At 72.9% G+C, this 8475-nt stretch carries 9 protein-coding genes and 1 tRNA gene; 2 read left to right on the top strand and 8 right to left on the bottom strand.

Going from position 1 to position 8475, the window contains the following annotated elements; translation table 11 throughout:
- Window positions 1-76: 76 nt before the first annotated feature.
- Both E2C05_RS25415 and E2C05_RS25410 read left to right on the top strand, forming a co-directional pair.
- Window positions 77-286, top strand: a complete 210-nt coding sequence (locus tag E2C05_RS25415; RefSeq protein ID WP_133222441.1) for a DUF1656 domain-containing protein — start codon at window positions 77-79, stop codon at window positions 284-286.
- Window positions 283-1170 (top strand): efflux RND transporter periplasmic adaptor subunit, encoded by an 888-nt coding sequence (locus tag E2C05_RS25410; RefSeq protein WP_133222440.1) that lies wholly within the window; start codon window positions 283-285, stop codon window positions 1168-1170. Before E2C05_RS25415 ends, E2C05_RS25410 begins: the two co-directional genes overlap by 4 nt.
- A gap of 138 nt (window positions 1171-1308) precedes the next feature.
- On the opposite strand, the gene poxB is transcribed toward E2C05_RS25410, so the two are convergent.
- The 8 genes from poxB to E2C05_RS25370 form a co-directional block, all read right to left on the bottom strand.
- Entirely contained in the window at window positions 1309-3036 is a 1728-nt protein-coding gene (poxB, locus tag E2C05_RS25405; protein WP_133222439.1) for a ubiquinone-dependent pyruvate dehydrogenase, read from the bottom strand.
- A 180-nt stretch (window positions 3037-3216) separates the two neighbouring features.
- Window positions 3217-4188 carry a Bug family tripartite tricarboxylate transporter substrate binding protein gene (locus tag E2C05_RS25400; RefSeq protein ID WP_133222438.1) on the bottom strand — a complete coding sequence of 324 codons (972 nt, stop codon included), beginning with the start codon at window positions 4186-4188 and terminating at the stop codon, window positions 3217-3219.
- Window positions 4189-4775: 587 nt separating this feature from the next.
- On the bottom strand, window positions 4776-5417 hold the full coding sequence (locus E2C05_RS25395) for a hypothetical protein (protein WP_133222437.1): 642 nt from the start codon (window positions 5415-5417) through the stop codon (window positions 4776-4778).
- Between the two features lie 196 nt (window positions 5418-5613).
- A complete protein-coding gene (gene nusG / locus E2C05_RS25390) occupies window positions 5614-6147 on the bottom strand; it encodes a transcription termination/antitermination protein NusG (RefSeq protein ID WP_133222436.1) in 534 nt (177 codons plus the stop codon).
- Window positions 6148-6166: 19 nt separating this feature from the next.
- The gene (gene secE, locus E2C05_RS25385; RefSeq protein ID WP_158292365.1) at window positions 6167-6361 is read right to left on the bottom strand and encodes a preprotein translocase subunit SecE; all 195 of its coding nucleotides are present in this window, start codon (window positions 6359-6361) and stop codon (window positions 6167-6169) included.
- Window positions 6362-6536: 175 nt separating this feature from the next.
- A tRNA-Trp gene (locus tag E2C05_RS25380) sits at window positions 6537-6613 on the bottom strand.
- A 103-nt stretch (window positions 6614-6716) separates the two neighbouring features.
- A complete protein-coding gene (locus E2C05_RS25375; protein WP_133222434.1) occupies window positions 6717-8279 on the bottom strand; it encodes a hypothetical protein in 1563 nt (520 codons plus the stop codon).
- A 74-nt stretch (window positions 8280-8353) separates the two neighbouring features.
- Window positions 8354-8475 (bottom strand): EF-Tu C-terminal domain-related protein (locus tag E2C05_RS25370; RefSeq protein ID WP_456306501.1); only part of this gene is annotated, 122 nt, incomplete at its 5' end.

Here is an 8475-nt window from a genome sequence, read left to right as displayed (position 1 = left end):
CGCCGCCGCCCGCCCCCGGCCCGCCCCCTGGCCCGCCCCTTGGCCCGCCCCCTGGCCCAACCCGCGAGCAGGTCGCATGACCGGCGAGTTCGACCTCCACGGCGTCTTCGTCCCTGCCCTGCTGGCCTGGGCGGCCATCGCGCTGCTGGCCAATGCGCTGCTGCGGCGGCTGCTTCAGCGGCTCGGCCTGTATCGCCTCGTCTGGCACCGGCCGCTCTTCGACCTCGCCCTCTTCGTCATCCTGCTCGGCCTCGTCGCCGCGCTCGGCAACCGGATCCTCGCATGAGCCTCGCGCAACTCGTCCGGGTGGGCACGACGCTGGTCGTCGTGCTGGCCGCGGCCCTCACCGGCTGGCAGCTCTGGCGCTACTACATGGAGGAGCCCTGGACCCGCGACGGCCGCATCCGCGCCGAGGTGGTGGGCATCGCCCCCGACGTCTCCGGCCTGGTCAGCGCGGTCTTGGTGCGGGACAACCAGAAGGTGGCGCGGGGCGAGGTGCTGTTCCGCATCGACCGCGACCGCTTCGCCCTGGCGCTGCAGCAGGCGGAAGCGGTGCTGTCGGCCCGGCACGTCACCCTGCTGCAGGCGCAGCGCGACCAGCAGCGCTACACCCGGCTGGACCAGAGCGCGGTGTCCATCCAGCGGCAGGAACAGGCGATCACCGATGCCCAGGTGGCGGAGGCGAACCACCAGCAGGCGCTGGTCGAGCGCGACATCGCCCGGCTGAACCTCCAACGGTCGGAGGTGCGGGCGCCGGTCAACGGCTACGTGACGAACCTGGAATTGCGGCCGGGCGACTACCTGGCGGCCGGGAAGGCGGCGCTGGCGCTGGTGGATTCCGACAGCTTCCACATCGCCGGCTATTTCGAGGAGACGAAGCTGCCGCGCATCCGCCCCGGCGATCGCGCGACGGCGCGGGTGATGGGCGAGCCGGGGCTGATCGAGGGCCATGTCGAGAGCATCGCCGCCGGCATCACCGACCGGGAGCGGGCCGAGAGCGCCAACCTGCTGGCCAATGTGAACCCCACCTTCTCCTGGGTGCGCCTCGCCCAGCGCGTGCCGGTGCGGATCGCCATCGACCGGGTGCCGGAAGGGCTGCGGCTGCTGTCGGGGCGGACGGCGACGGTGACGGTGCTGCCCGGCGAGGGACCTGCCATCGCCGCACGATGACCGTCTCGGGAGGGGCGCGCCGCCCCTTCCGGGCCCTGCCCGCCCAGGGCCGAAGGGCCCGTGGATCGTCCAGGGCCGAAGGGCCCTTGGGTTCGCCCCCCCCCCCGGGGCCGCAGGGCCCCTGGATCACCAGGGTCCTCAGCGGAACAGGTTGGTGCGGGCCAGTTCCACCACCTCGTCGCCGCGGCCGTTCAGGATCGCCTTCGCCAGATAGACGCCGAAGCCCTTGGCCTGCTCCAGCGTGGTCTTCGGCGGCAGGCTCAGCTCCATCCGGTTGGTCACCACATCCACCACCGTCGGCCCGTCATGCCGCAGCGCCCGCTGCAGGCCTTCGCGCAGGTCGGCGGGGTCCTCGATCCGCACCCCGAGAATGCCGGAGGCCTCGGCCACCCGGGCGAAGTCGGGATTGCGCAGCGCCGTCCCGACATCGAGGAAGCCGCCCGCCTTCATCTCCATCTCGACGAAGCCGAGCGTGCCGTTGTTCACCACCACCACCTTCACCGGCAGGTCCAGCTGGGGCAGCGTGGCGATCTCGCCCATCAGCATGGCCAGGCCACCATCGCCCGAGAGCGAGACCACCTGCCGCCCCGGGAAGGCCGCCTGCGCGCCGATCGCCTGCGGCAGCGCATTGGCCATGGAGCCATGCCAGAAGGACCCGACCAGCCGGCGCCGGCCGTTCATGCGCAGGTAGCGCGCCGCCCAGACGGTCGGCGTGCCGACATCGCAGGTGAAGACCGCATCCTCCGCCGCCACCTCGTCCAGCACCCGCGCCAGGTATTGCGGGTGGATCGGCCTGCGGCCGGGATGCCCGACCGCCAGCTCGTCCAGCCCCTGCCGCGCCTCGCGGTAATGCGCCAGGGCCTGGTCGAGGAAGCCGCTGCCCTCCCGCCGCTGCAGCAGCGGCAGCAGGCCCTCGATGGTCGGCCGCACCTCGCCGATCACGCCGAGATCCACCCGGCAGCGGCGGCCGATCTGCTCGCCGCGAAGGTCCACCTGCGCCACCTTCGCCCCGGCCGGGAAGAACTGCCGGTAGGGAAAGTCGGTCCCCAGCATCAGCAGCGTGTCGCAGTCCATCATCGCATGATAGCCGGAGGAGAAGCCGATCAGCCCGGTCATGCCCGCGTCGTAGGGGTTGTCGTATTCGACGAACTCCTTGCCGCGCAGCGCATGCACCACCGGCGCCCGCAGCGCCCCGGCCAGCGCCACCACCTCGTCATGCGCGCCGGCGCAGCCGCCGCCGCAGAGCATGGTGATGCGCGTCCCCGCGTTCAGCAGCCGTGCCAGGGCGGCGAGATCCGTGGGGTTCGGCTGCACCACCGGCGGCGCCGGGCAGACCATGCGCGTCGCAGCGGCCTCCTCCGCCGCCTCGAGCGCGACATCGCCCGGGATCACCACCACCGCGACGCCGCGCTTCGTCACCGCCTCCCGGATGGCGATGTCGAGGGTGCGGGCGATCTGCGAGGCGGTGGCGACCGGCCCGACATAATGCGCGCAGTCGCGGAACAGGTGGCGCGGGTCGGTTTCCTGGAAGTAGCCGCTGCCGATCTCGTCGGTCGGGATCTGCGCCGCGATCGCCAGCACCGGCACGCGGCTGCGATGGCAGTCATACAGCCCGTTGATCAGGTGCAGGTTGCCCGGCCCGCAGCTGCCGGCGCAGACCGCGAGCTGGCCAGTCAGGTGCGCCTCGGCGCCGGCGGCGAAGGCCGCCGTCTCCTCGTGCCGCACATGCACCCAGTCGATGGCGCCCTTGCGGCGGAGCGAATCGGTCAGCCCGTTCAGGCTGTCGCCGACGATGCCATAGATGCGCCGGACGCCCACCTGCTGCAGCGTGTCGGCGATCAGGTCCGCGACGGAGGGCCGGGCCATTCGGGGGGTCTCCTCGCCGGCCAGGGGCGGGATGCGGACCGCCCAGCCGCGCCGCGCGGGGGCCGGCGGGCAAGGCAGGGCGGCTGGCTGCGTCCCGCCGGGGCAGGCGAAGGGAAGGGGCGGCGGCGCGGGCGGTCCGGCGCCTCGACGCGCCGCCGCGGCCGCGGTTCCGCCCCGCCGTCATCCCGGCTTCGGGATGGTCCGGCCGATCAGGTGGCGCATCCGGGGGATCTCCTCCTCCAGCGCCTGGGCAAGCTGCAGCCCGTCGACCTGGTCCCAGAGGATGGTGCCGGTATTGTCGAACAGGGCCCGGACATCGGGCTCCTGCAGGGCGGCGGCGATCGCCTCGGCCAGCTTCACCACCGGGCCGGGCGGGGTGCGGACCGGGACATAGACGCCGGACCAGCCCAGCAACTCAGCGCCGGCCAGCCCGGCCTCGGCCAGGGTCGGCACCTCGGGCGCGATGGCCAGGCGGTCCGGCGCATTCACCGCCAGGGCGCGCAGCCGTCCGTCCCGGACATAGGGCAGGCTGCTCAGCGGGTAGTCGAAATACAGGTCCACCCGCCCGGCCGCGAGGTCGTTCAGCGCCTGACCGAAATTGTTGTAGGGGATGTGGGTCAGCTCGATCCCCGCCTTCTCCACGAACAGCGCGGCGGCGGCATGCTGGCCGGACCCGATGCTGGCGGCGAAGGTCATCTTCCCCGGATTCTCCCGGGCATAGGCGATGACCTCGGCGATGCTCCGCCAGGGCCGGTCCATCCCCGTGACGGCGATGTTGGCCGAGGCGCCGATGCCATGCACCGGCGCGAAGTCGCGCTGCGCGTCGTAGCGGATGTTCGGGATCAGCAGCGGCGCGATGGCGAAGGTGGCGAAATTGCCGAAGAACAGCGTGTGGCCATCGGGGGCCGAGCGCGCCACCAGTTCCGCCGCCGCGGTGCCGCCGGCGCCGAGCCGGTTGTCCACCACCACGCTCTGCCCCAGCCGGGGGGCGAGCTTGGTGGCGAGCAGCCGCGCCGCCACGTCCAGCACGCTGCCGGGCCCGCCCGGCACGACCCAGGTGATGGTCCGGGTCGGAAAATCCTGCGCCCTGGCGGTCCGCCCGGCGATCAGCGCCACGCCTGCGGCCAGCGCCGCGCGTCGTCCTGCAACCATCAGTCGTCCTCCCGGGCAAACCCTACCGGGATCGGGGAGGCGACCGGAAGCCCGGAGAGGCGCCCGCCGCGGCGCCACCGTTGCGCAAGCCCGCCGACCCGGCGCCGGCCGCCCCGGAAGCGCCCGCTGCGATAGCAAGGGACCGGGAAGGGTGCATCCGGGCGGATCCGGCGCCGGCCTTCACCGGGCCGCGCTCCGCGTCCGGCGCGGTGCCGCCGGAGCCGGGACGCTCCGGCATCGGCAGCCTCCCGCAGCGACAACTAGTGTCGTGCCCGCAAGGTTCGCAGCCACCGGCTGCGAGCGCAGCGGACCAGCAGGCCGCTGGAAACAAAGGCGGGTGGCCAGAACCGAAGGACGCCACCCGTGGTGACGGACTTCGGATTCGGGACACCAGGGCCGGTTTCCGTTCGCCATGGCGCACGGCAACCGCTCTGGTCATTTGAATCGACGAACCTCTTCACCCGCTCAGGTTGTTCCACCCGAGCGCGATCGGCTCTGGCGCCCTGGCCCGCTCCACGCCCGGCCGCCCGCGGCGTGGCGGGTGACCAGCCGCGCGGTGCCGGCGGCCTAGCCGCAGTCGGTCCGGGTCAGGCGGCCCGGCGCCGCGCCGCCACGAGCCCGCCAAACGCCAGCACGAAGAGCGCGAGGCCACCCGGCGCCGGCACCGGCACGGTGCCGCCGATGATCAGGCGAAGCTCCTGCGACCCGGCATCGGTCGGCGCGGAGAACAGCCATTGCCCGGTGAGCAGCCCGAGGCCGGCGAAATCCGTGTTCAGCCAAGTCGCCGAGCCCCGGAGCGCGGCGTCGGAGACATAGGTCTCCGGCACCAGGAAGGACGCGAAATTGTCGGTCCCGTTGGTGCCGAGGGCCAGCCCCACCAAGTCGCCCGCGGCGCTGTCGGCCACGCGCACGCCGCCCGCCCCGAAGGCCGCGATGGGCGCGCTGGAGGTGGCGAAATAGCGCAGGTGGCTGAGCGGCGCCGCCGGGGTGCCGCTGTCGCCGACCAGGATGAAGCCCTGGCCTGGCGCTACACGGGCGGTGGTGAAGACGGCGGGGCCCGGCACGCCGAAGGCATCCGTGGTCAGCGAGCCGCTGGCGGTGGCCCGGATGTTGGCGCCGGCCTGCTGCACCCGGATGACGATCTCGGCCTGCGCCGACGACCAGCCGAGCACCAGCCCGGCGCCAAGCATGGCAGCGCAGGCCAGGTTGCGAATGCCAACAAAACGCATGCGTCGTCGCCTCATGTCCGCCAATGCCGACACCCGATCGCGCGGCTAGACGAATTCCGCACAGATCCGGTTACAGGTCAATCCGACAGGGACATATTTGCGATTGGTAGGCGAAACCCGACGCAATGCTCGGCAATTGCACGATCGCGCCGCAGGGCGCGCGCGGGCGGCGCAGACGGCCACCCGCCCGGGACGCTCAGGCCTTTTCCACCTGCCCGTATTCCAGTTCCACCGGGGTGGAGCGGCCGAAGATGGAGACGCTGACCTTCACCCGGCCACGCTCCTCGTCCACCTCCTCCACCGTGCCCATGAAGCTGGTGAAGGGGCCGTCGGCGACGCGGATCTGCTCGCCCACCTCGTACACCACGGCGGGCTTGCGCGGCTTGTCCACGCCTTCCTTCACCTGGGCGACGATGCGCTGCGCCTCCGCCTCGGTGATCGGGCTGGGCTTGTTCTTGTTGCCGAGGAAGCCGGTGACCTTCGGCGTGTCCTTCACCAGGTGCCAGGCCTCGTCCGACATCTCCATCTTCACCAGCACGTAGCCGGGGAAGAATTTCCGCTCGGAATTCACCTTCTGGCCGCGGCGGACCTCGGTGACTTCCTCGGACGGCACCAGGATCTCGTCGATCTGGTCGCCCAGGCCCTTCTGCGCCGCCTGTTCCTTGATCTGCTGCGCGATCTTCTTCTCGAAGCCCGAATAGACGTGCACCACGTACCAGCGCTTGGCCATCGCTCCGTCCCCCTTCCGCTCAGCCCAGACCGAAGACGCCGCGCATGCCGAGCGCGATCAACTGGTCGACGACCAGGAAGAACACGGCGGCGAGCGCGGACATGGCCAGCACGAGGCCGGTGGTGATCAGGGTTTCCTTGCGGCTCGGCCAGGTGACCTTGGCCACCTCCGTCCGCACGTCCCGGACATACTGCGCGGGATCCAGCTTGGCCAAGGCGACGAACCTTCCGGCTTGCGGTGAACGCTGCGCGGGCGGCCGCCCGGCCCCGCCAAGGTGGGGAAGGACGCCACCCACGTAAAGACTGTGGGCGGTGCCCCGCCGGCCCCTTCCGCCCCGCGAAGGGCTCCAGGGGAGAAGGGCACCTGACGCCCCCGGCGCGCCGGGAGCCTGGCAGGGGCAGAGGGTCTCGAACCCCCAACCTCCGGTTTTGGAGACCGGCGCTCTAGCCAATTGAGCTATGCCCCTCCACGCCGGGCAGGACCGCGGCGCGAGGCGTCGCCTATAGGGCGCAGCCGCGTCGCTGTCGAGGGGCGGCAGGCGGGCCGACAGGCTGCGCGGCGGCGGGCGGTCAGCGGCGCAGCGCCGCCTCCGCCAGCGGCAGTGCCAGCGGCAGCACATGGCGCCAGTCCAGGCTGAAATTCTCCTGGCCCGGCCCCGGCCGGTCCGGTGCCGGGATGTCCCGCACCAGCGCCGGGTCGGGCATCACGGCCGGCCTGGCATCGTCCCGGCAGCCATCGAAGACCCGCAGCGCCCAGCCCCGCGGGTCCGCGCGGTCCAGCCCCAGCCGGTTGGAGAGGACGACGCCCGGCCGGTTCGCCAGCCACTGGTACTTGGCGAGGCCGGTGCCGAGCGGCGCGACGAAGAGATCGACGGCGGCGCTGGCCGCCAGGCTTTCCACCATGCCGCGGCCGACCGTGACATGGCAGGGGGAATGCGTGCCGATCCGCGCGGCAAGTCGCCCGGCCAGCGCCGCCTCCGCCTCCAGCGACATCAGGCCATGGGTCCAGCCCATGGCGGTGCCGCCGGTCAGCCCGTCCAGCACGAAGCCGATGCCGGGGAAGCGCGCCGCCAGCGCGGCGGCGAGGTCCGCCAGCCCCTCCTCCTGCTCGACCCAGGCGCGGTTGCCGAGGCGGAGGCCGAGCAGCACCAGCGGCCGCGCCTGCGCCCGCAGCGCCGCCAGCGCCGCGGCACGGTCCGGCGGCAAAGCGGCGCGGGCCCAGGCCAGCACGCGGCCGGCGAAGCCCGCGCCGATCCAGTCATCCTTGGCGACGAGGGCGAGCCCGCCCGTCCCCGCCACCAGGCCAACCAGGTCCGCCGGGCGCTGCAGCCGGTGCAGCGGCAGCCCGGCCAGGTCCGGCCAGAGCGCGGTCGGCGGCGGCAGGAAGTCGTTGCCCTCCCAGGTGACGATGCCGTCCGGCCGCGGCAGCCCCGGCTGCTCGAGCAGCCGCGGCCAGGCGCTGGCGGCATTCCAGATGCAGTGGCCGAGATGCGGCGCGATGGTTTCCACAAGCAGCATCTGCGGCGGGGGGCCAACCCGGCGCAGATGCGCCGCCACCAGTTCCGGCGCCCGCAGCAGGCCGAGCAGCGCCTCCCCCAGCATGTAGCGGAGATAGTCGGGCGACCCGAGCAGATGGCCGAGGAAGAGGACGACGCGCTCCGCCGGAAAGATCCAGGCGGTGTCCTGCGCCGCGAGCGGCGCCGCCGCCCATTGCGCGACGAGGCAGGCGCGGCCGCCGGCGGCGTGCCAGAAAACCTCATGCCCCAGCGCCTTCGCCGTCCCGGTCCAGTCGCCGGTGAAGGGGCAGAGCAGCAGTTTCCCCCGCCGCGCCAGCGCATGGGCAACATCGAGCCCGCGCGGCGAGATCGCCCGTGGCCGAAGTTGCGGCAGGCGCGCCAGGATCACCGCCTCCCGCATCGCCCGCACGACTTCATCGCCCGACCGCAGCGCGGCGAGGAATCGCGGGGAGAGGCCGAGCGCAGCCGGCGCCTCCGTCCCCGGCGCGTCGAGGTCGAGCAGGCGGAACCCATGCAGCAGCGGCGGCAGCGTTGATTCGGGGTCCGGCACGGCCACGTCCGGCGGGGCATGCGGCGGGCAGAGCACCGCCCGCAGCAGGGCCGCGGCGCCGGTCATGCCGGGGCCCGGAACGCAAAGGGGGCGGGCCGCCTGCGCAGCCCGCCCCCCGGCATCGGTCGCGCGACCGGTGCCTACTTCACGATCTCGGCGACGACGCCGGCGCCGACGGTGCGGCCGCCCTCGCGGATGGCGAAGCGGAGCCCCTGGTCCATGGCGATCGGCGCGATGAGTTCCACGTCCATCGTCACGTTGT

The sequence above is a fragment of the Paracraurococcus ruber genome (assembly GCF_004353985.1).
Taxonomy (GTDB): Bacteria; Pseudomonadota; Alphaproteobacteria; order Acetobacterales; family Acetobacteraceae; genus Paracraurococcus; species Paracraurococcus ruber.
This window is presented reverse-complemented; position numbering and strand designations above follow the sequence as displayed.